We start from the raw sequence: 20,926 nt of genomic DNA on the forward strand, positions 1-20,926 counted from the left end.
AAAATTCCTACCTTTTTAGGCCGGCATGGGCTAAAATCGCTTCCTGCCGGGAAAACATTCGTTTTTCTTCGTCTTCATCTTGGTGATCATAACCGAGCAGGTGCAAAAATCCATGAACCGCGAGAAACGCCATTTCCCGCCCTAGGCTGTGGCCGTAAGCCTGCGCCTGCTCCTGTGCCCGTGTAAACGAGATCACCACATCTCCCAACGGGATCAGTTCTCCTACTATTGTGCTCGGTTCCTCCCCTGGCTCCCACTGCGGAAAAGAGAGCACATCCGTGGGACGATCCACATCACGAAATTTCCGATTTAAGCGATGAATCGTGTCATCATCGACGATGGAGACGGATACTTCCGCCTCCTTTATCCCTTCCATCGCAGCAGCCTGTTCTAAACAGCGCTCCATATCCGCAATCACGGCTTGTTTCGATTCATCCCAATCGATTTGGATATCCATATCCACATAAAGACTCATGCAGGCTTCACCCCTTTCCCACCCTCTTCGGGATACTCAATACGGGAATGAAAAATTCCCTGTAACGTTTCACAGATGGAACGGGCAATCACATCCAGTTCCCTTAATGTAAGGTCGCACTCATCAAACTGACCGTCATCCAGCCGATCGCGAATAATCTTACGCACCATGGTTTCAATCCGGTCTGGAGTCGGCCGCGCTAGGGAACGTACCGCTGCCTCGACACAATCAGCGATCCCGACAATGGCCGCTTCTTTTGTTTGCGCTTTGGGTCCCGGATAGCGAAAATCCGCCTCCAACACATTGGAACCGTCCCCTTGTTCCTTTGCTTTAAAATAAAAGTATTTCAGCAATGTCGTTCCATGATGCTGTGCCGCAATATCACAGATCGGCGTTGGAATGTTGTACTCTTTTAGCATGTCATATCCGTCACGGGCATGAGAGATGATAATCGTCCTGCTCAGATGAGGGGAAATTTTATCGTGAGGATTTTCCGATTGCAGTTGATTCTCGATAAAAAACTGCGGCCGTTTTGTTTTGCCGACATCATGATAATAGGACCCCACTCGCGCCAACAAACCATCGGCCCCAATCGCCTCTGCCGCCGCTTCCGCTAAATTACCCACAATAATGGAATGATGGTAGCTTCCCGGTGTTTTGGTCAGCAATTTACGCAACAGTGGGTGATTGGGATTGGAAAGCTCCAATAAACGCAGTGGTGACAAAATATCAAACAACGCCTCAAAGTGCTGCAGAAACCCGATCGTCAATACCGCCGAAAACACACCTCCAGCGGCACCAAAGGCGAGGGATTGCAACAATACCTTCCAATCCCCATCGACAGGAGCTAAAGCGTAAAGAGCAGCAATCGTCACCACCGCAGCAGCCGCAGCCACTAAACCCGCCCGGAAAATGGTGAGACGATCGCGTACACCCGCCAAGGCAAAAGCCCCCGCCGAACCGCTTACCAATGCAACCAGCCCATAACGATAATCAAACAGCAGATGATTTTCCGCATTAAAGAACATCCCGGCAAAAATACTGAGCAGCACGCTACACCACAGCGCCAATTGCAGATTGAGCAGCAAGGTGACCAGCATGGTTCCCAGAGCGGCAGGAGCCAAGTAGCCTACCGTGCTCCACTCCAAATTTTGCCCCAGGCTGAGGATCTTCATCCCTAACAGGGTGATAAGAAAAACGGAGACCAACATCAACGTTTTTAAGTTGTCACGATAAACTTCCGGCTGAAAACGGCGAATAAACCAAGCCAACAACCCCATCAACAGCCCAACCAATAATCCTAAACCGATGAGTGGCCAAGAATTGGTTTGATCCCGTAATACTCCCAGCTCCTGCAATTGACGATATTGATCGCTGGTGACAACATCGCCGGCCGCTACAATCGTCTCCCCTTTCCGTATCGGGATCGGTTCAACGCTGTCCCGTGCCGCCTCCCGCAACTTTTCCGTTCGTTCGCGATCATACAACTCGTTGGGCAAGATCATCTCCCGGATTAATTCCCGCACAATAAAGCGAGCATCCGCCCCGAGATTGGAAGTGACCAAAGCACGATCCACCTGATCTTGCTTATTCTCCAACTCCTCTTCCCGCACACCGTTGGAGAGTGTATCATATAAAATATCCCGGCTGATGATACGCATCTCAGTCAATTGCTCCACCGGGATCCTCGCCAGCTTAAGATAAAATTCTTCCGACATCTCTGTCGGGATAATATCTTGAAAGTTGGTGATCTTCTCTTTTTCTGACAGCGATTCATCTTCCAGATTGCGGCGTACATCGGTAAAGATCGTCTCCAACCGCTTCAATTGCCGCTCCGTCAACTGCTCATCTACTTGATATTGCTTCCCTACCGATTCCGCAGCCTGTTCACGCGCCCGCTCCGTTGCCTCTTGATCCACCTTGGTTACCGGAGAGACGATTGTTTCCGCTGAAACGGAGCCGGGAGAGAGATCATACTGCTGTGGGAGTACATCTTTCATCAGTAACAGAAAACAGAATAAACCCAAACCGGTGTACAGTAAAAAACGGACCCGCCTGCTTGTCCTCCAAAAGGCGGGAAAGCGGAATCGTCTCCGCCAAGTTGGTTTTTTCGGTTGATGGGGTTCTTTCATCGATGACCAACTCCTTATGGGGGAGTTACTCCGCTTGTTCATAGGCGTCAATCACCTTTTGCACCAGCGTGTGACGCACCACATCCGCTTGGGTTAAATAGACGAAAGGAATTTCCTGCACCGGTTTTAGCACCTTTTCCGCCACGCGTAAACCGGATTCTTTGCCTTTTGGCAGATCCACCTGGGTTACATCGCCGGTTACCACCATCTTAGAGCCAAAACCTAAGCGTGTCAGAAACATCTTCATCTGTTCCGTGGTTGTGTTTTGCGCTTCATCCAAGATGACAAACGAATCTTCCAAAGTACGCCCCCGCATATAAGCCAATGGAGCCACCTCAATCATACCCCGTTCCATCAACTTATTGACTTGCTCCACTCCCATCATCGTGTAGAGGCTGTCATAGAGGGGACGGAGATAAGGGTCCACTTTTTCCTGTAGATCTCCTGGCAAAAAGCCTAAGCTTTCCCCCGCTTCCACAGCGGGACGCGTCAACACAATCCGTTTCACTTGTTGCGCTTTTAAGGCAGTCACCGCCAACACGACGGCCAAAAAAGTCTTACCCGTCCCGGCTGGGCCAATCCCAAAAACGATGTCCGATTTTTGAATCGCACTGACGTAATCCCGTTGTCCCAGTGTTTTTACTCGGATCGGCTTTCCTTTTTGGGTGACGCCGATGGCTTCGCCGTATAGCTCCAATATTTCATCCGCTATTCCATCGCGAGCCAATCGTTGAGCGTAGACCACATCCCGCTCCGTCAGGGTGACCCCACGCCGGATCAATGTTAACAGCACACGAAACAGGTGGCTCAGGATTTCCAGTTCTTGCTGGGAACCGGAGATGACCACCTCTTCTCCCCTGGAAACAATTTTTGCATTGGTGTGTTCTTCAATGTTACGTAAAAACCCGTCCTGGGGACCGAACAGGCTGAGTGCCTCATGGGGATCCTTCAGTCGGATTTTAATTGTTTGGTCCACTGACAATGTCTCATTCTCCTTGCAAAATCGGTTGTGGATGGCTAATATCCTCAATCGCGTCAAACTGTATCTTCATAACAACTTTACCATTGTCCACGCGAGGGTGCAAAACTTTTTGGTCTAAAACCCTTGCCCCTTCACCCATCTGAGACAAAAGGTCTTCTCTCGCACGCTCCACCCCTAAAGCGATTGCTTCCTTTTCAGGGATTTTTTTCTTTACCCATTCCATCTCCAACCGCTCTTCTTCCACCCAACCAAACGGCATGCGCCATGAACCCAATTGTAATGCTTTTACATGTTGGATCGTCTCAAACCGTGTAAAGGATTCCTTTTGCCAAAAAGGGGGGCGCACAATTCGGGCAGCCAGAAACGGATAGTATCCGGTCTCACGATTACCGGTATACACTTTTCGCTTTTGTACCAGCGGAACTTCCACCTCGGATTCATACCATACCTGTCCCCAAACTTTGCCCTTAGCTCCCACCAGTTTCCCCTCATTAGACTGCTCCGGGTTCCCGTAATAACCGGACACCAGAAGCTCTCCTTTTTTGACGACATCCTTTACTTCCACCACCGGCCGTCCTCGTTCCACCTGCATGTCGTAAATCAAGCCACCCCGTTTGGCGATCAGGTTGACAGGACCTCGTTCCCCTTCGCTCTCTCCTTCTTCCACCCTTTTTTTCTCCACCACCGTCAATATCGCTCGGGTTCCTTCCATGCGAAACCCGATCCAGGATAACTGCGGCATTTTAGCACTAAGGTTGTACTGAATATCCTCCGCCGACCCGATCCGATGTTTCAATTGACCGATGTATACCCCTTCCTCCCGTAACAACGATCGCAGCTCCGACTCAGGGATCCGTTCGTTCCCTTCCACTTCTACACTCCACACCAGCGAGGACAAGCTAAAAAGAATGACGAGAAACAACACCACCCCCCAGGCGAAAAAGCGACGTCGCATCAGACGCGCCCACCAAAACGGAAACCCTTGTTTACGGATAATTCGTACCTTTGAACCCGTTGATCGTAACAAGGGACGCAACCGAAAAAAGTCAGCCACCGGAAGGGTGAACCGAATCTTTTCGGCTCCAACCCAGGTGATGGATTGTAGTTGTAGCCGTGCACGGGTCGCTTCATTGATAAACCGGGTCAACTCCGGTCCAGTCAATTCCACCACCAATTGACCCTTGATCTGGCGAGGCCATCCAGCCTGAGACAACGCTCCTCCCCCCTATCCCCGAAGTCGAACCTCGGAAATCTCCCCTTCCACCCATATTTCTTCCGGGTAAATCACCTTAATTTTTAGGCGCTCTCCCGTAATCACCACCGCTCCCTGATCTGTTTTCAAAATGAGCTCGTTTTCTTGAAACGACTCCACACCGCGATGATTTTCCACATGAATCCGATAAGGCCCTACCATCAGCACCCTGGGTACATTGGCGGCAACATCGGGAGGAATATCCAACCAATCGGAAGCGATCTTCCGCAGTTTGTTTCCGATTTTCCCCATGGAAACGCCCTCCATCCATCAATAGTACTTGTATGCATGATTGTCCACAAATATGAAAGGTCGTCTCATTCCCTCTGGACATCAAATCATATCAGTGTATGTAAGAAGCCATTGTCCCATGAAAAAGGAAAAAGCGATGCGGACATCGCATCGCAAAGTTGATGATTTCTTGATTATTGTTGGCCGTAACCGGATTGCTGTTGTTCGGCCTGTTGTACCAGGCGTTTTGTGATCTCTCCGCCAACGGAACCGTTGGCGCGTGCAGTGCTGGACCCCCCCAGTTGAACGCCGAATTCAGAAGCGATCTCTTCTTTATACTGTTGCAAGACGCCGGCGGAACCCGGGACCAGCAAGCGGTTGCTACTGCGAGTACGTGGCATGATCTTCACCTCCTGTATCTCTAGTCTGAGCACAGCGAGAAGAGTCATGTTACATACATGTTTCCATGGGAAGGGTTGGAGAGGATACCAAAACAAACACCCGCCTTATTGGCGGGTGTGTTTTATCAACGATAAGGGTATCCGCTGCGACGGCGGGCTTTGGGTGGATCCAGTATCTCTTTGAGAATGATCCCCCGCTTCCATTCTTGTTTGGGCAGTTTCGCCCAGGGAGAGGAGGACTTTTTTGAGCTGGCTTCCATCATGACAATCGGATTCTCAGCTAAATCATCGGATAAGCGGTGACGATGCTTTTCTTTCAGCCGCTCCTTCAACTCTTTTGTTTCCTGTATACCCTGGTTTTTAGCTTGAGCCCAGGAATTTTGTTTTGTTTGTTTTTTAGGGGATTGTTGCTGGCGCCGCTTTTCTTCTGCTGCTCCTTTCAACATTCGGGAAACAGCTGAAATGATAAAGTAGATAACCAGCAATGTAATAAACCCATTGGCAAAGAGGAGCTTAAATAGTTCTTCCACAGCGACACCTCCCTCATGAGAACCTGGGGACGGAGTTTCCGGTTAATCCCCGTTATTTGTTCTCTTCGTCTTCTTCCGTTTGGGAGATGGATTTACGCATATCGGTATCGGCTATGACGTTTTGCATGTTGTAGTAGTCCATTACACCCAGTTTCCCTGCACGGAAGGCTTCGGCCATCGCCATCGGAACCTCGGCTTCTGCTTCTACCACTTTGGCGCGCATCTCTTCGACACGAGCGCGCATCTCTTGCTCTTTGGCCACAGCCATGGCACGCCGCTCTTCCGCTTTCGCTTGGGCGATATTTTTGTCCGCTTCTGCTTGGTCGATCTGCAGTGTGGCACCAATATTTTTCCCTACATCCACATCGGCAATATCGATGGACAAAATTTCAAAAGCGGTTCCGGCATCTAAGCCTTTAGATAAGACTGTACTTGAAATTAGATCCGGGTTTTCCAACACTTCCTTATGACTGTTGGCAGAACCGTTGGTGGTGACGATCCCCTCACCAACACGCGCGATGATGGTCTCTTCACCAGCACCCCCGACGAGGCGGTCGATATTGGCACGCACGGTTACCCGGGCCACGACTCTTACTTCGATTCCGTCTTTAGCTACAGCGGAGACGACTGGTGTTTCAATCACTTTGGGATTGACGCTCATCTGTACCGCTTGCAACACATCTCGACCCGCTAAGTCAATCGCCGCTGCCCGCTCAAACATCAGGTCGATATCGGCCCGTTGCGCAGCGATTAAAGCATCGACAACACGGTCAACATTACCACCAGCGAGGTAGTGTGTTTCCAACTGTGCAATGTTGACATCCAACCCAGCTTTACGCGCTTTAATCAGCGGATTGATGATTCTAGCGGGTGCAATTCGCCGCAGCCGCATTCCGATCAAGGTTGTCAGTCCGACATATACACCTGAGGCCATTGCCGAAATCCAGAGCATGACCGGTACGAAGGTTAATAAGATGGACAAGCCGATTACGACGAGAATTGCGATAAAGAAGAAGCTTAAAACAGCAGGATCCATAAGGTCAGTCCTCCTTGATTGATTTATGGTTAACGGAGTCATCCGCGGCAGATACGGGTGGCGGGTTTTTCACCTGGCGTACAACCAGACGCCCTCCTTCCGCTCCCACAACTTCGACAGGGGTGTGCACAGGGATAAATCCCCCATCGCTCACCACATCTTGTCGCACTCCGTCAATCATTGCAGTTCCAGACGGGCGCAAGGGAGTGACTGTCTTCCCTTTTTTTCCCGTCAGAGTAGAGCGATTCGCTTGTGAAATGTAACCGGATTCGTTGCGTTGGTTATCCAAGAGAACCAAACGCTTCCACACTCCCCGCGTTCCCAGGCGGCGGATCGCCAGATAAACTCCCACCGTTGTCACTGCCATAGCGATCAACAGCGAGATCAAACCAAAAATTACATTGGGTGCAGCGGTGATGAGGGAAGCTACCAACGCAATTAAACCCAAGATACCAAACAGGCCGAAACCTGCCACAAAAATTTCAATCGCCAACAGAATTAAACCGATCACAAACAGAACAAGGGTTTCATAACCGGCAAATCCGGCGAGGAAGTGTCCAAAAAAGTAAAGTACAAACGCGCCAAGCCCAATGGTGCCGGGAATACCAAATCCGGGGGAGAAAAGTTCAATCGCGATTCCGGCCAGACCGATGGTAAACAGTACGGGGATCACATAGGGACTGGTCACAAACCGGGCAATCCGTTCACTCACTGTCAAATCGGTATGGACCACTTCTGCGTCTTCCGCCTTAAGAAAACGGAGCACTTCCTGCTCATTGGCCACCAACTTATCCGCCATCTCCAGCTTAACCGCCTGTTGGGCGGACAAACTGATCAGCTCCCCTTTCTCCTTTATACCCTCAATTTCGACGTTTCTATCCACCATTCCACCGGCAATTTCCGGATCGCGTCCCTGTGCTTCCGCCGCTGCCTGCATATTGGACCGCCAGAAAGCAACAGTTTTGGGATCGGCCTCTTCACCGGTAATGGTAACCGGAGCAGCAGCCCCCATGGCACTGCCGGGCGTCATCAGGATATGATCGGCATTGAGAGCGATATAGGCGCCGGCTGAGATCGCTTCTCCCTTAATATACACGGTTACCGGGATCTCAGAGGCGCGGAGCAGCTTGCCAATGTCGAGAGCGGCGTTTACCTCACCACCCAGTGTGTCCATTTCCAAGACGATTTCATCGGCACCGGCTTCCTGTGCTTCCTGGAAGCCTCGTTCCAAAAAACGGAGTAATCCCCGCTCCACTTCCTGTTCCACCGGTATCCAGTATACCATTTGACTATCTGCGGCATCTACAGCGGGAGGGGAAATTGTAGAAAACAAACTGGCTAATCCCAAGCACAACAAGAGGACACTTGCCAGCAAGGATCCCTTTATCCTCATCCGACTTCCCTCCTGCCCGATCGTTTTACAAGCAACGATCGGAAGTGAAAAAACACAGCGCAAACAGACGCTGTGTTCATTGTAAATACTCCTGCACCAACTGATTCACCCGTTTGCCGTCGGCGCGTCCTTTCACCTTGGGCAACACTTCTTTCATCACTTTGCCCATATCACTTTTGGCAACTGCTCCAATCCGGTTAATCGCTTCTTGGATCACCGTACGGAGTTCATCATCGCTCAAAGGTTGTGGAAGGTATTTCTCTAAAACAGCGATTTCGGACTTTGCTTTGAGAGCCAAATCGTCCCGCCCCGCCTGTTCAAACTCGCCTAAGGCGTCCTTCTGCTGTTTTAGTTCTTTCATAACCACGCCCAACGCCTCCTCTTCATTGAGGGAGCGTTGTAATCCGATTTCTTCGTTTTTTATCGAGGATCGAATCGTGCGAATGACAGTTAGAGTTTGTTTGTCTTTATTTTTCATCGCGGTTTTCATATCATGGTTTAACCGCTCAATCAAAGTCAAGGAAACCGCACCTCACACTCTTATTTACGCTTACGCGCGGCATCAGCTTTTTTCTTCCGCTTCACACTGGGTTTCTCATAGAATTTGCGCTTTTTTAGCTCCCGCATGGTGCCATCTTTGGCGATGGATTTTTTTAAGCGGCGCAGCGCTTTATCCAGCGATTCGTTTTTACGAACGTGAATTTCCGCCATCTCTTTCCCTCCCTCCGCGGGCGGCAATCGCCCGGGCTTGATCGCCGGGATGTACACCCTGAAGCGATAATGCAAGCGAAGGCTTCCCCAGAGGGAGACCGACCTACACCTGCCGAGCTTCTATTGGTACAAAGAAGCCACAAACACCGTCCATTATACTATAGGGAAAAAGAAAGTGTCAAAGTAGCAAACGATATTTCATCCCATTTTGGCGCGAAAATCCCCCAAAGCCGCTGACAAACCGATCGCGGAACGGTCGAGGGAAGAAACCCCCATTCGTTTTCGCCTGATCAACCTGGAGGCCACGTTAGTTGGCGGCCGCCGAGAAGATGAAAATGAATATGATGAACCGTTTGTCCCCCATCTTCACCGCAGTTGTTGACAATTCGATATCCTTTCTCCGCCAGCCCCTTCTCCTCAGCCACCCGCTTGATCACAGTAAATATCTTGCCGAGAAGGGCACCGTCCTTTTCTCCCAATTCCTGAGCGGAAGCAATATGTTTTTTCGGGATAACCAGCACATGTACCGGCGCTTGCGCATGGATATCGTTAAAAGCGAGTACATCCGCATCTTCATATACTTTTTGGGATGGAATTTTCCCATCAATAATTTGACAAAAAATACAATCCGCCATATGTATCCTCCTTTCCCACTGATACCGGGAATCGATATCCCACTACTATCCCCATTATACCAGAGCTTCTATGGCAACATCCAATCACAAACCTTCCCGCTCACCTCTTAATGTTATGGGCATAACATGGGATTACGCCTATACCCCGCCTGGAAAGGAGTGGCCACATTGAGCAGAGAGAAACAGATTGAATCTGCGCTACGCCGATTGATTCGGCAGATTTTACGGGAAGAATTGTCGCGGATGGAGTTGGATCACCCTTCTGCGCTGGATACGACCGATTTTGGGGAAGAAGAATGGGAAATCCCTTCCGAAGCGCAACCCTCCTCATCGTCCCCCTGGGCAGTGTTTGGGTCACCCCAACCCGCACCGGAACTTACGAATTCCGCTCCTTTATCGCCACAAAAAAACTTCGGTCCTTTTCTTGCGCAATCAAATCTAAATCCCCCGCCCTATATACCGCCTCGAAACAAACAGTAGAGGAAACCGTCGACTAAAGGAGCTGCCCCAGGATCACTCAGCCTAAGAGGGAAGGCCGGTTCCGGCGAGTGCTTAAATACCCCAACCGCTTTACGGCCATACACGCTTTTCCAACGGCCGCAGATTAGGGCGAGGGATTAGCCCGCTCCAACTTAGTGAGAGGGATATCTAGCCTATGTTTCCTTTTATCAGCATCTTTACCACCTGTAGCAGGGTGGTTTTTTATTACGCTTTCGATTGAAGTTTCACTTTATTGGCGTCATGCCTGTCCGCCCTGTCCCATATATATGGAAACGAGGGTGGAGGGGGCATGCATCGTGAAGGAAATCGTGATCCCGTTGGCAACGGGTTTGGCTATTTTTTTATTTGGTATGCAATTGATGCGACTAGGGTTGGAGTTGGCCGCACAAGATCGGCTCCGTTCGATATTGCTCCGATTTACCAAAACCCCCACCCGCGGCATGGTGACGGGAATGATCGCAACAGCCCTGCTTCAGAGCAGCAGCGCCGTCACTGTTTTGACGATTGGATTTGTCAATGCCGGTATGATCAGCTTTACACATACCATCGGCATTATCTTGGGAACCAATATCGGCACCACCATCACCACTGAGATCTTGGCGTTGAAAGTGGAGGATTTCGCTGTTCCTCTGCTTCTTATCGGCGCTGTTTGTTATATGATCCCCTGGAAAGGAACGCAGACCACCGGCTTGGTATTGGGCGGTTTTGGCTGCATCTTTCTGGGGATGGAAGCAATGCAATGGATCGTGGAACCCTTAAAAAGCCGGGGGTGGTTGGGAGCGGTCATGGATGTTACCGGCGATAACCTATGGGTGGGCGTGCTGGCGGGCATTGTAGTAACCGCCATCGTACAGAGCGGTAATGCCGTCATCGCCATGACTATGGGTTTTTTTGCGACGGGCCTGATCAGTCTGCCGTTTGCGATTGCTATCGTATTGGGAAGCAATGCCGGTACCTGTGTTACCGGTTTGTTGGCGGCGATCGGTTCTAACCGTGGAGCGAAGCGGGTCGCTTTGGCCCATTTGGTGCTCAATGTGGGCGGCATTCTATTATTCGCCCCCTTGATCGGATGGATCGCACCACTTGCCCCGCTGCTCTCCTCTCACCCCGCTGCACAAATCGCCCACATCCAAACCTTATACAATCTTATCTGCTCCCTGCTCGTTCTCCCCTTTGCCGGTTGGTTTGCAACTTTTATCGATCGACTGTTACCGGAGCAGAGCCGATCATAAGCGTGATACAATCGAGTATGCCGATCCTATTGAAGGGGGACTATTGTATCTCTATACTCTTGCTGTTTGCAAGAAGAAAGAACCTGTCCACTCCATCCGCCGAGGACGGGAGCAGACAAAACTCGCTGTCGCTCAAACATGTAGTCCGCTTTTCCCGCCTCAGCAGCTTCCGTTGAGTGGCACAGCAAAGGCACTTCGCTTTCGATCTTTCAAGAGAGGGGGCTACTCCTTGACCGCCAAAAAAACCATCACGGTTAAGGCTGAAACGCTGGTATCTCTTGCGATTGAGGCTTTTATAAAAGCGGGCATGAGTGAGAGTGATGCGACGATCAGCGCAAACGCACTGGTACAGGCTGATCTGGAAGGCGTCCACAGCCACGGTATTTCTCGACTCCCCGTCTATATTCGCTGTTTACAAACCGGCAAGATCAACCCGACGCCATCCATCACAATTAACCAAAAAGGGGCCGTCATATCGGTGGATGGCGATAACGGACTGGGGATTATCACATCGATGCACGCTCTCAATGCAGCGATCCCGACAGCAAAGGAATTGGGCTTAGTCGGTGTCGCCGTCAAACAGAGTAACCACTTTGGTGCTGCCTCTTATTACTGTAAACACATGTGTCAACATCAACTGGCCATGATCGCTTTCACCAATTCGCCCAAAGGCATGCCGCCTTGGGGTGGCAAAGAAGCCTACTTTGGCACCAATCCGATCGCATTTGGCTTTCCTTACCGGGATGAGCCGATTGTGGTCGATTTATCGACAAGCGTAGCAGCGCGCGGGAAAATCATACTCGCCGCCAAAAACGGGGAACCGATTCCAACTGGTTGGGCAGTGGATGAAAACGGACGCACAACGACGGACGCAGAAGCGGCCTTAAAAGGGGCCATTTTGCCGATGGCCGGACCCAAAGGCTATGCACTTGCACTCGCCGTTGAAATGATGGCGGCCATGCTGACGGGAGCCGCATTCGGCCCCCATGTAGGTTGGATATACGATGACAACCGTGAACCTGCCGATGTTGGACACTTTTTTATTCTGATGGACATTGCAAAATTTATCGATGTCAACGCTTATGAAAAGCGCGTCGAACAAATGAAATCCGAAATAAAAGCCAACTCATTAGCGGAAGGTTTTACCGAAATTCTACTCCCCGGCGAAAGAAAGCAGCGCAAAGAGTGTCGTTACCGGCGTGACGGCATTCCTGTGGCGGAAGAAGTTTGGTCGGAATTGCAACGCATGAACCATTGAAACAGACAATCACTTTTTGGGCGGATACCCATATCACTTTATAAGCGCCCACATATGCTGATGTGGGGCCCAAAGTTTTTGACAACGAACAAATCGCTAAGATTCAATTCAATCACGACTAAACAAATGATTATAGTCGAATATATGCCGATCACACAAACGAAGGCCCCTTCCCTTTTTCACGGGAACAGTGGGCCTTTCTTCCGTTTAATCGATGTTGGGCTCATGTCTCATCGTTGATATCGCTATCCTTCATGAAGGAAATAACGGTTTCAAAATATCCAATCTTCCACACCAGGGAGTGAATTCGTATGTACAGAAGTTTGAAGTGGATTTTTTCAATCGTGGCGATCATGGTACTTACCGCTTGCAACCAGACAGTTGATGGGGGAGGCAACTATCCGTCAAAACCGATTCATTATGTGATTCCCTTTGATGCAGGTGGGCAGTCAGATATTGAGGCCCGCAGGCAACAACCGCTATTGCGCGATACCCTGGGGCAAGAGATTATTATCGAGTATAGACCCGGTGGCGGTGGTGCCATCGGTTGGTCTGAACTGGCGCAAAAAAAGCCGGATGGAACTTATATCGCCGGGATCAATCTCCCTCATATCATTCTACAGCCAATCGCGCAAAAGGACGCCGGCTATCAAACAGAACAGCTGAAGACGGTCGCGATATTCCAAGCAACCCCAATTGGCTTAGCCGTTCCAAAAGAGAGTAATCTGCAAACGATTGAAGATTTTATCGCTGCCGCCCAAAAACAACCGGGTAAAATCACCATCGCTGGCTCTGGCACCTATTCTGGACACCATTTGGCCTATCAACAACTGCAAAACAGCGCCGATATCAATCTGCAATATATATCCTTTACCGGCGCCGCTACACAGGTGCAAGCTTTTCTCGGCGGCAACACAACAGCCATTTTGGCCAACTCGGATGATTTGGTAAAACATAAGGATCGCTTACGTATATTGGCGATTGGATCGGAAGAGCGGTTTGAACCGCTGCCTGATGTGCCTACTTTTAAAGAGGCGGGCCTCAACATTACCGCCAGCATCGATCGGGGTGTTGCAGTCCCGGCTGATACACCGCAAGCGATTGTGCAAACGCTGGAATCCGCCTTCTTAAAGATCGCCGACGATTCTAAGGTCCAACAACAGATGAAAGCGGAAGGTTTTGAGCCTAAGTCATTAGACGCAAGGGAGTCTGAATCTTATATAAAAGAAAAAACATTGGAATATCAATCGCTATTGAGGGAATTGGGTGTCGTGGCAGATTGACATTTACACAGAGGGAAGGGGATAGCGATGTCATCCGTTTTGCCTGAGATCTTCGCCTCTCTATTGGACCCGATCAATATCGCCTTATTAATCACCGGTGTGGCCGGAGGAATCTTGGTTGGTGCCTTGCCCGGTTTAACTGCCACCATGGCCCTGGCCTTGATGCTGCCCTTTACTTATTCCATGGAAGCGGATGCCGCATTGATTATGCTGGGGGGGATCTATATCGGCGCCATCTACGGTGGCTCCATTGTGGCGATTCTTCTCAACACCCCCGGTACCCCCTCTTCCATCGCCACAACTTTTGACGGTTATCCCTTGGCGCAAACAGGCAAAGCGGAACATGCGTTGGTGGCTGCCGCCGTCAGCTCCGGGATTGGTGGGGTACTGGGGGGATGCGCCCTGCTGTTGCTTTCACCGCTGCTGGCCAACCTCGCTTTGAAGTTTGGACCACCGGAATATTTTTGGATCGCTGTACTAGGTTTAACGATTATCGCCACGATATCCACCGGCTCCATCATAAAAGGGTTAATCGGTGGATGCCTCGGCCTCTTGTTAAGTACCATCGGGATCGCGCCGGTCGGTGGAGAATCCCGTTTTACATTTGGATTTCCTCCTCTTCTCGGAGGATTGCAATTGATTGTGATTATGATTGGGATGTTTTGCATTCCTGAAGTGCTCAACATGATTGAACGGAAAGGACAGACGGGAAAGCAAGTCTCCTACAACCCCCAAAAAGGGGTAGCTCTCACCGTCATCAAGCAATTGTTTCAAAAACCGATCTTATATCTTCGTTCCGCTGTGATCGGGATTATGGTGGGGATAATTCCCGGTGCTGGCGGCAATGTAGCCAGTTTGCTCTCTTACGACATGACGGTGCGCTTTTCCAAACAGAAATCATCCTTTGGCAAAGGGAACATCGAAGGCGTGGCCGCTTCTGAAGCGGGAAACAACGCCGAAGTCGGCGGCTCGTTGGTCCCTCTGCTCTCGCTGGGGATTCCAGGGGCCGCCCCTGCTGCGGTATTGCTGGGAGCCCTTATGATGCAAGGGATACAGCCGGGACCCGATTTATACGCCACTTCCCCTGGGCTGGTGTACACCTTTTGCTGGGCTTTTATCGTTGCCAACCTCGTGATGTTTCTATTTGGTTTCTTCGGTTCAAAATATGTTGCTCAAATCGTCACTCTCTCCACCCATTACCTGGCACCACTAATCGTCTTTTTAAGCGTGATAGGATCGTATGCGATCCGTAACCACTTCTTTGACATCTCCATGATGATTGCGTTTGGCATTGCAGCATACATTCTGAAGAAAGTGGGATTTGAACCGGGGCCGATTGTGCTGGGGTTGATTTTAGGCCCGATCGCAGAGACGGGATTGGCGCAAACCATGTTAATGGCTCAAGCGCAAGGAAGTGTTTGGACGATATTCTTCAGCCGTCCCCTGTCGATGGTACTGATGGTGTTTTGTCTTCTTTCCTTGCTGTGGCCTTTGCTTTCCCATCGTTTCACACGATCGCCCAAATAAGCGGGAGGGAGGAAATATCTTGCGAGGAATCAATAGCGACGGGATCACCGCCATCCTCTTAATGTTAGTGGCATCGATCGCACTGTGGCACACACGGGAACTAAATGAGATGAGTGCTGCTTTTCCCCGTACGGTTGGATGGATTTTGGTGGGCTTAAGCATCGTTTATTTCAGCAAGAGTTTCTGGCGACCAAGGGGAGAAAAGCGATTCGCCGCGGTCGATCGACGGCGTGTCATTATCGCAACGGTTGGGATCGTATTTTACGGCGCCTTGATAGGGTTGATCGGGTTTTTATGGGCCAGTTTGCTCTATCTCACATTCTTTGCCTGCTTTCTGCAAAAGAGAGAGTTACAGCTACGATTGCGCCTGATGCGGGCCGTTGTTTTTGCGTTTGCCGTCGGTGGCTCCTTTTATCTGCTGTTTCGCTATGTTTTTGTGGTTCCGCTACCGAACGGGGTATTGTTTGGAAGCTAATAAAAAAGGAGAGGATTTCCTCCTCTCCCCAATCCAATCAATACCCTTCGTTTCCCACGCCACCGGTAACAATGGCGATGCTGGCACTGGCGCCGATACGGGTGGCGCCGGCACGGATCATTGCTTCCGCAGTTTTGCGATCACGGACACCGCCGGAGGCTTTGACGCCTAAATCCGGGCCGACGGTTTGGCGCATCAGGGCGACTGCTTCCACTGTCGCACCGCCGTTGCCAAAGCCGGTCGAAGTTTTGACGAAGTGAGCCCCCGCTGCTTTGGCTTGCTCCGATGCAATTCGAATCTCATCTGCGGATAAAAGCCCTGTCTCCAGGATCACTTTGACCAAAACCCCGTCAGCCGCTTCTACCACGGCAGTGATATCACGACGAACCGCTTCGAGATCGCCGGACTTTAATGCGCCGATATTCATTACCATATCGATCTCCTGAGCGCCGTCCTGAATCGCCCGCTTGGTCTCTACAGCTTTTATCTCCGTATGGGAGGCGCCCAGAGGAAAACCGACTACGGTGCAAACTTTTACATCCGTCCCCTCTAATCGCTGCGCCGCCCGTGCCACCCAGGTTGGATTGACACAAACCGAAGCAAAATGATGCACAGCCGCTTCCTGACATAAGCGATCGATCTGTTCAGCGGTCGCTTCCGGTTTTAGTAAAGTATGATCAATCAAAGAGGCTAAATCCTGTTGTGTCAATGTCGATACTCCTTTCTCATCCACAAATCCCTTCGACTCCAGTCGCAACAACGCCTGCAACAAAATCTGATGATTGTTATCATACCCGTCCTGGCGCTGTTTTTCCCAGGCTTGTTGCGGTGTAAACCATGCAATTTGATCGATCTCCGACAGCTGTGCTTTTGCTTGCAGGAATTGCAAAATATCCGTTTCCACCAGGTAGTAATGGACTTCTTTCTCCACATCACCATGGTCAGGGTGAAAGTAGGAGTAACCGATTTGATTCAGGGGAGCGATGATCCGCCCTTTCACTCCCGTCTCTTCTTCAATTTCACGTAGAGCCGTCTCTAGCAACGTCTCTCCTGGTTCCTGTTTTCCTTTTGGTAGCGTCCAACGGGAATACCGGTCCTCGATCAGCAAAATATAGGGGCACCCTCGTTCTTCAAAGTAGACAACACCGCCTGCAGATACTTCTTTCATCGCTTTCACATCCTTTCCCCTGAAGTCGCTTCCGGCTATGCTCGGGTTGATTGTATCATACTAGAGTGACGATGTTTTTTATCATTTACGGCTTCCCTCATTACGAAGCCATTCTTCCGCAAAATCAACCGCTTCTTTTAACGGAAACAGGCGGACTTCTGCAGAGCCTACCTTGCCTCTGATCACATTCCCTCGGCGTTCCCACGCTTCTCCAATCGCGGCAAAGCAGTCCGTCCGATAATCAAAGTCGCGATACCATTTCCATCGACGTTGATCATTTTCTAACACCGGAGCACCATCGGTGATTTCATCTACCACACCGGCGCGGTGTTCCGCTAGGTGAAAGGCGGTACAGCTATGATAATCTGTACCTAAAAACAGCACCCGCGCCTGTTTGCGATACATTTCCCCCAAGGGAGAGTGATCACTTAACCCGTCATCGAGCGGATGATGCCGTACCAATTCTTCCGCCCCTGCTCCCCAGGCAGCAAAGGAGAGTTTGGGATGAGGGCTGCGAAAAACGGCATCATATTTGAGAAACTGTTCCACTACTTGCCCCATTCCCAGTACTGGTGTGAGGCGAGGGTTGTAGGCGGGCATTTCTGCGCGAATCGTTTGCCACCAGGATTCCGGTACCGGTGGCGCTTCCCACCGCGCGGGATCCGACCAATCCCCCGACTGGGACGGCATCACCAGAGTACCGGTAGGTGTAACCACCTCCATCAGCGCTTCCACCACTGTCTGTGCTCCCCCCACCACATAGCCGAGGGAAGAAAGGGAGCTATGAACCATCAACATCTCCCCTGCTGACACTCCCAGCTTTCTTAGATCGTCGCGCACACGAACCCGCGTCTGTGGCAGTTCGCTTCGTTTCTCCACATCCGTTTGTCCCATTGAGATCCCTCCTCCAACTGGGGTTGTCTTAGTCTCCACATGCTCCAGTCACAAAATCCTTAACCCTCTTTCCACTCCTGCACCATCGCTTCCACCGCACACTGCGGACTGCAACATTCTCGCTCCTGCTCTTCTTCATCCAGGTAAATACCGTCAATGCCCAACTCTTTTCGTGCCGGATCTTCTGGATCAAACTCACATTCACAATAAGCGCATTGTTTCATCTGACGTGTTTCAGACAACAAATTTATCAGTGACTCCACTTCTTCACCCTGGATCTTAAAGCGCTCAAGGGCGAAATGCAAAAATTGCTGACTTGTTTCAAAGAATTGAACATCCTCTTCTACATAACGGGCATTGTTCCAAAAAGCCCATGTTCCCTCCGATAAATAGGTGATATAATACCCGTCCCCCAGAGGTTGAGAAGCGAGTTCCAGCGATTCATAACTTTTAAAGCGAAGTTCTGCCGCCAGATTTTCCAACAGTTGTTTGTCTACATCCTGCAACACATCGTTCCAATCGATCTTGTCCAACGCGGATTCCCAATCCTCGTTTTGGCTCATCGAAGTTCCCCCTTTTTTGCGTCCGCGCGGATGAATTGTAAAAAATACAAAAGATGCCGCAACAAACAGTATAGGACAAAGAACCGTCTAGGGAAACCACAAAAAACCCCGCGCCGTCTAAAGCGCGAGGTTAAAACAACGATGGTCCCTTACACTGCCCGAGAGGGACGGGGCACTTCATCCACCACTCGGACAAAGGTGCCTCTGTTGACATCGGAGCTCGACTGATCGAGGCGCACCCGGCATACTTTGCCGATCAGATCGTCATTACCGGGGAAAACGACTTGTAGGTAGTTATCGGAGTATCCCATATACAAACCGCTGTCCGGCTCTTCTTTATACGGCCGCTCCGGGATTACTTCCAACACATCTCCTGTAAAGCGGGAAGCGTATTGCAACGACAATCGATCCGACAATTGAATTAAACGCTGTACCCGCTCCTGTTTGACTTCGGCATCGACTTGGTCCTCCATCCGCGCTGCCGGTGTACCGGTCCGCTGCGAATAGGGGAAAACGTGCAGCTCGGAGAATTGCAACTCCTCGATCAGACGATAGCCGTTTTCATACATTTCGTCAGATTCACCAGGGAAACCCACAATCACATCAGTGGTAATACCCACCTGTGGCATCGCTTGCTGAATGTGTTCCACCTTGCGCCGGTATTCATCCACGGTATAGCGGCGACGCATCCGTTTTAAGACCGCGTCGTCCCCCGCTTGCAGGGGGATGTGCAGATGACGGCACATTTTTTCGGAGTGATTGAGGACCTCGATCACCCGTTCATCAATCTGGCTGGCTTCAATGGAACTGATCCGGATTCGTTTTAACCCTTCGACCCGATCCAGATCCCACAGGAGATCAGCCAGTTTGTAATCCTCCATATCTTCGCCATACCCACCGGTATGGATACCTGTCAGTACGATCTCTTTGTAACCGGCTTCCACCAGTTGGTGAGCTTGTTTTAGCACACTTTCCGGCTTGCGGCTGCGCAGAAGCCCCCGTGCCCAAGGAATGATGCAAAAGGTACAAAAGTTATTACACCCTTCCTGGATCTTCAGAGAGGCCCGGGTACGGTCAGAGAAGGTGGGAACATCCAACTCCTCGAATTCCCGCGCTTTCATGATGTTTTTAACGGCGTTAACCGGTTGGCGGGTTTGCCGGTGCTCTTCGATATACTCCAGCAATTTTTCCCGCCCCTGGGTTCCTACTACTACATCAACACCGGGAATCTCCAATATCTCCCCCGGTGAGGTTTGAGCATAGCAGCCGGTTACCGCCACCACCGCTTCCGGATTTTGGCGAACCGCCCGCCGAATCATCTGGCGGCTCTTGCGATCCCCGGTATTGGTAACGGTGCAGGTGTTGATCACATAAACATCCGCCTGCTGATCAAATTCCACTTTATCGTAACCGTGCCGTTGAAACAGTTGCCAAATCGCTTCCGTTTCATAGGCGTTCACTTTACACCCCAGTGTATGGAATGCCACTGTATTCACAATGGCTCACCTCCCATCTCTCCATGCGCATACATCAGACAAGACAACAGTGCCAGTGGAGCGGTTTCCGCCCGTAAAATACGTGATCCCAGGGTGATCGCCACAGCGCCGGCCGCTTGTGCCTGCTCCGCTTCCTCCGCTGTAAAGCCCCCTTCGGGTCCGACGACGATCAGCATCCGCTCACAGCGACTTTCCTCCAACACATGACGCAGCGGTTGCCCCCCTTTTTCATAGGCGAACAAAACACGGTCATAGGTGGGAAAAAGATCAAGTAACGGACTCCAGCGGATAACCGGTTCCACTACAGGAATACGGCCGCGGTGCGATTGTTCTGCTGCCTCTTTGACGATCTTCTGCCAGCGTTCCCGCTTTTTGTCCGCTTTTTTCGCCTCCAGTTTGACCACCGTACGCGTTGTCAATACCGGCAAAAAAGAGACGGCACCTAGCTCCGTTCCCTTTTGTAACACCCATTCCCATTTGTCGCCTTTGGGCAATGCCTGGGCCACGGTTACCGCGATCGCAGGCTCTCCACGGGAGGTCATCCGCTTGTGGACACGCAAAAGAACAGCGTCCCCCTCCACCGCTTTCACTTCCGCCAGGAGGTCGGTTCCCTTCCCATCACAACAGATCACCTGCGCTCCCAGCTGCATACGCAACACACGCGTAATATGATGAGCGTCGCTCCCCTCAATGCGGATAGCATCACTGCTGCATTGGTGAGCGTCGATAAAATAACGCTGCATGATTCACT

23 protein-coding genes and 1 pseudogene are annotated in these 20,926 nt (G+C 50.8%); 6 read left to right on the top strand and 18 right to left on the bottom strand.

Annotated elements, in window-relative coordinates; all coding sequences use genetic code 11:
- Nucleotides 1-7: 7 nt before the first annotated feature.
- From ybeY to C8J48_RS10320, 12 genes are all read right to left on the bottom strand, one after another.
- Nucleotides 8-475 carry an rRNA maturation RNase YbeY gene (ybeY, locus tag C8J48_RS10265; RefSeq protein WP_107726498.1) on the bottom strand — a complete coding sequence of 156 codons (468 nt, stop codon included), beginning with the start codon at nt 473-475 and terminating at the stop codon, nt 8-10.
- Nucleotides 472-2,607: an HD family phosphohydrolase gene (locus C8J48_RS10270; protein WP_170105362.1), complete on the bottom strand. Its 2,136-nt coding sequence runs from the start codon at nt 2,605-2,607 to the stop codon at nt 472-474. Before C8J48_RS10270 ends, ybeY begins: the two co-directional genes overlap by 4 nt.
- A 25-nt stretch (nt 2,608-2,632) precedes the next feature.
- A complete protein-coding gene (locus C8J48_RS10275) occupies nt 2,633-3,589 on the bottom strand; it encodes a PhoH family protein (protein ID WP_107726501.1) in 957 nt (318 codons plus the stop codon).
- A 4-nt stretch (nt 3,590-3,593) separates the two neighbouring features.
- Nucleotides 3,594-4,802, bottom strand: coding sequence for a sporulation protein YqfD (gene yqfD, locus C8J48_RS10280; protein ID WP_107726503.1), 1,209 nt, complete (start codon nt 4,800-4,802; stop codon nt 3,594-3,596).
- Between the two features lie 12 nt (nt 4,803-4,814).
- On the bottom strand, nt 4,815-5,093 hold the full coding sequence (yqfC, locus tag C8J48_RS10285; RefSeq protein WP_170105364.1) for a sporulation protein YqfC: 279 nt from the start codon (nt 5,091-5,093) through the stop codon (nt 4,815-4,817).
- Between the two features lie 173 nt (nt 5,094-5,266).
- Nucleotides 5,267-5,473, bottom strand: coding sequence for an alpha/beta-type small acid-soluble spore protein (locus tag C8J48_RS10290; RefSeq protein ID WP_107726507.1), 207 nt, complete (start codon nt 5,471-5,473; stop codon nt 5,267-5,269).
- A gap of 125 nt (nt 5,474-5,598) precedes the next feature.
- Nucleotides 5,599-6,003: a hypothetical protein gene (locus C8J48_RS10295; RefSeq protein ID WP_107726509.1), complete on the bottom strand. Its 405-nt coding sequence runs from the start codon at nt 6,001-6,003 to the stop codon at nt 5,599-5,601.
- Between the two features lie 52 nt (nt 6,004-6,055).
- Nucleotides 6,056-7,039, bottom strand: a complete 984-nt coding sequence (gene floA / locus C8J48_RS10300; protein ID WP_107726510.1) for a flotillin-like protein FloA — start codon at nt 7,037-7,039, stop codon at nt 6,056-6,058.
- A 4-nt stretch (nt 7,040-7,043) separates the two neighbouring features.
- Entirely contained in the window at nt 7,044-8,432 is a 1,389-nt protein-coding gene (locus C8J48_RS10305; RefSeq protein ID WP_107726512.1) for an NfeD family protein, read from the bottom strand.
- Nucleotides 8,433-8,508: 76 nt separating this feature from the next.
- Nucleotides 8,509-8,952, bottom strand: a complete 444-nt coding sequence (locus C8J48_RS10310) for a GatB/YqeY domain-containing protein (protein WP_107726514.1) — start codon at nt 8,950-8,952, stop codon at nt 8,509-8,511.
- A 20-nt stretch (nt 8,953-8,972) separates the two neighbouring features.
- Nucleotides 8,973-9,143 (bottom strand): 30S ribosomal protein S21, encoded by a 171-nt coding sequence (gene rpsU, locus C8J48_RS10315; protein ID WP_107727695.1) that lies wholly within the window; start codon nt 9,141-9,143, stop codon nt 8,973-8,975.
- Between the two features lie 290 nt (nt 9,144-9,433).
- On the bottom strand, nt 9,434-9,778 hold the full coding sequence (locus C8J48_RS10320) for a histidine triad nucleotide-binding protein (RefSeq protein WP_107726516.1): 345 nt from the start codon (nt 9,776-9,778) through the stop codon (nt 9,434-9,436).
- A gap of 168 nt (nt 9,779-9,946) precedes the next feature.
- Here C8J48_RS10320 and C8J48_RS10325 point away from each other — a divergent pair, with 168 nt between their 5' ends.
- From C8J48_RS10325 to C8J48_RS10350, 6 genes are all read left to right on the top strand, one after another.
- Nucleotides 9,947-10,258 carry a hypothetical protein gene (locus C8J48_RS10325; RefSeq protein WP_107726518.1) on the top strand — a complete coding sequence of 104 codons (312 nt, stop codon included), beginning with the start codon at nt 9,947-9,949 and terminating at the stop codon, nt 10,256-10,258.
- 317 nt (nt 10,259-10,575) lie between these two features.
- Entirely contained in the window at nt 10,576-11,511 is a 936-nt protein-coding gene (locus C8J48_RS10330) for a Na/Pi cotransporter family protein (RefSeq protein WP_107726520.1), read from the top strand.
- A 229-nt stretch (nt 11,512-11,740) separates the two neighbouring features.
- The gene (locus C8J48_RS10335; RefSeq protein WP_211316616.1) at nt 11,741-12,769 is read left to right on the top strand and encodes an Ldh family oxidoreductase; all 1,029 of its coding nucleotides are present in this window, start codon (nt 11,741-11,743) and stop codon (nt 12,767-12,769) included.
- A gap of 311 nt (nt 12,770-13,080) precedes the next feature.
- Nucleotides 13,081-14,052: a tripartite tricarboxylate transporter substrate binding protein gene (locus C8J48_RS10340; protein WP_107726522.1), complete on the top strand. Its 972-nt coding sequence runs from the start codon at nt 13,081-13,083 to the stop codon at nt 14,050-14,052.
- Between the two features lie 27 nt (nt 14,053-14,079).
- The gene (locus C8J48_RS10345) at nt 14,080-15,579 is read left to right on the top strand and encodes a tripartite tricarboxylate transporter permease (protein ID WP_107726524.1); all 1,500 of its coding nucleotides are present in this window, start codon (nt 14,080-14,082) and stop codon (nt 15,577-15,579) included.
- A gap of 19 nt (nt 15,580-15,598) precedes the next feature.
- On the top strand, nt 15,599-16,054 hold the full coding sequence (locus C8J48_RS10350) for a tripartite tricarboxylate transporter TctB family protein (protein ID WP_107726526.1): 456 nt from the start codon (nt 15,599-15,601) through the stop codon (nt 16,052-16,054).
- 37 nt (nt 16,055-16,091) lie between these two features.
- Here the strand turns inward: C8J48_RS10350 and deoC are convergent, their stop codons facing one another.
- The 6 genes and pseudogenes from deoC to C8J48_RS10375 all read right to left on the bottom strand — a co-directional run bounded on the left by deoC (nt 16,092) and on the right by C8J48_RS10375 (nt 20,918).
- Nucleotides 16,092-16,763 (bottom strand): deoxyribose-phosphate aldolase, encoded by a 672-nt coding sequence (gene deoC / locus C8J48_RS19090; protein WP_245891210.1) that lies wholly within the window; start codon nt 16,761-16,763, stop codon nt 16,092-16,094.
- A 105-nt stretch (nt 16,764-16,868) separates the two neighbouring features.
- A pseudogene (locus C8J48_RS19095) lies at nt 16,869-17,222 on the bottom strand (NUDIX hydrolase); the annotation flags it as partial.
- A gap of 81 nt (nt 17,223-17,303) precedes the next feature.
- The gene (locus C8J48_RS10360; protein ID WP_107726528.1) at nt 17,304-18,116 is read right to left on the bottom strand and encodes an AAC(3) family N-acetyltransferase; all 813 of its coding nucleotides are present in this window, start codon (nt 18,114-18,116) and stop codon (nt 17,304-17,306) included.
- A gap of 59 nt (nt 18,117-18,175) precedes the next feature.
- Complete coding sequence (locus C8J48_RS10365; protein WP_107726530.1) at nt 18,176-18,679, bottom strand: hypothetical protein; 504 nt, start codon at nt 18,677-18,679, stop codon at nt 18,176-18,178.
- 149 nt (nt 18,680-18,828) lie between these two features.
- Nucleotides 18,829-20,175, bottom strand: coding sequence for a tRNA (N(6)-L-threonylcarbamoyladenosine(37)-C(2))-methylthiotransferase MtaB (gene mtaB / locus C8J48_RS10370; protein WP_107726532.1), 1,347 nt, complete (start codon nt 20,173-20,175; stop codon nt 18,829-18,831).
- Nucleotides 20,172-20,918, bottom strand: a complete 747-nt coding sequence (locus C8J48_RS10375) for a 16S rRNA (uracil(1498)-N(3))-methyltransferase (protein WP_107726534.1) — start codon at nt 20,916-20,918, stop codon at nt 20,172-20,174. The genes mtaB and C8J48_RS10375 overlap by 4 nt, the downstream gene beginning before the upstream one ends.
- Nucleotides 20,919-20,926: the final 8 nt, after the last annotated feature.

The organism is Desmospora activa DSM 45169 (genome assembly GCF_003046315.1).
Lineage (GTDB): Bacteria > Bacillota > Bacilli > Thermoactinomycetales > DSM-45169 > Desmospora > Desmospora activa.

What these genes read in the sequence shown, in the direction of transcription:
- C8J48_RS10345 (WP_107726524.1), top strand. Translation starts at nt 14,080, where the DNA reads ATGTCATCCGTTTTGCCTGAGATCTTCGCCTCTCTATTGGACCCGATC.
- C8J48_RS10365 (WP_107726530.1), bottom strand. Translation starts at nt 18,679, where the DNA reads ATGAGCCAAAACGAGGATTGGGAATCCGCGTTGGACAAGATCGATTGG.
- C8J48_RS10375 (WP_107726534.1), bottom strand. Translation starts at nt 20,918, where the DNA reads ATGCAGCGTTATTTTATCGACGCTCACCAATGCAGCAGTGATGCTATC.
- C8J48_RS10270 (WP_170105362.1), bottom strand. Translation starts at nt 2,607, where the DNA reads ATGAAAGAACCCCATCAACCGAAAAAACCAACTTGGCGGAGACGATTC.
- C8J48_RS10320 (WP_107726516.1), bottom strand. Translation starts at nt 9,778, where the DNA reads ATGGCGGATTGTATTTTTTGTCAAATTATTGATGGGAAAATTCCATCC.
- rpsU (WP_107727695.1), bottom strand. Translation starts at nt 9,143, where the DNA reads ATGGCGGAAATTCACGTTCGTAAAAACGAATCGCTGGATAAAGCGCTG.
- floA (WP_107726510.1), bottom strand. Translation starts at nt 7,039, where the DNA reads ATGGATCCTGCTGTTTTAAGCTTCTTCTTTATCGCAATTCTCGTCGTA.
- C8J48_RS10290 (WP_107726507.1), bottom strand. Translation starts at nt 5,473, where the DNA reads ATGCCACGTACTCGCAGTAGCAACCGCTTGCTGGTCCCGGGTTCCGCC.
- C8J48_RS10305 (WP_107726512.1), bottom strand. Translation starts at nt 8,432, where the DNA reads ATGAGGATAAAGGGATCCTTGCTGGCAAGTGTCCTCTTGTTGTGCTTG.
- C8J48_RS10340 (WP_107726522.1), top strand. Translation starts at nt 13,081, where the DNA reads ATGTACAGAAGTTTGAAGTGGATTTTTTCAATCGTGGCGATCATGGTA.
- ybeY (WP_107726498.1), bottom strand. Translation starts at nt 475, where the DNA reads ATGAGTCTTTATGTGGATATGGATATCCAAATCGATTGGGATGAATCG.
- yqfC (WP_170105364.1), bottom strand. Translation starts at nt 5,093, where the DNA reads ATGGGGAAAATCGGAAACAAACTGCGGAAGATCGCTTCCGATTGGTTG.
- C8J48_RS10360 (WP_107726528.1), bottom strand. Translation starts at nt 18,116, where the DNA reads ATGGGACAAACGGATGTGGAGAAACGAAGCGAACTGCCACAGACGCGG.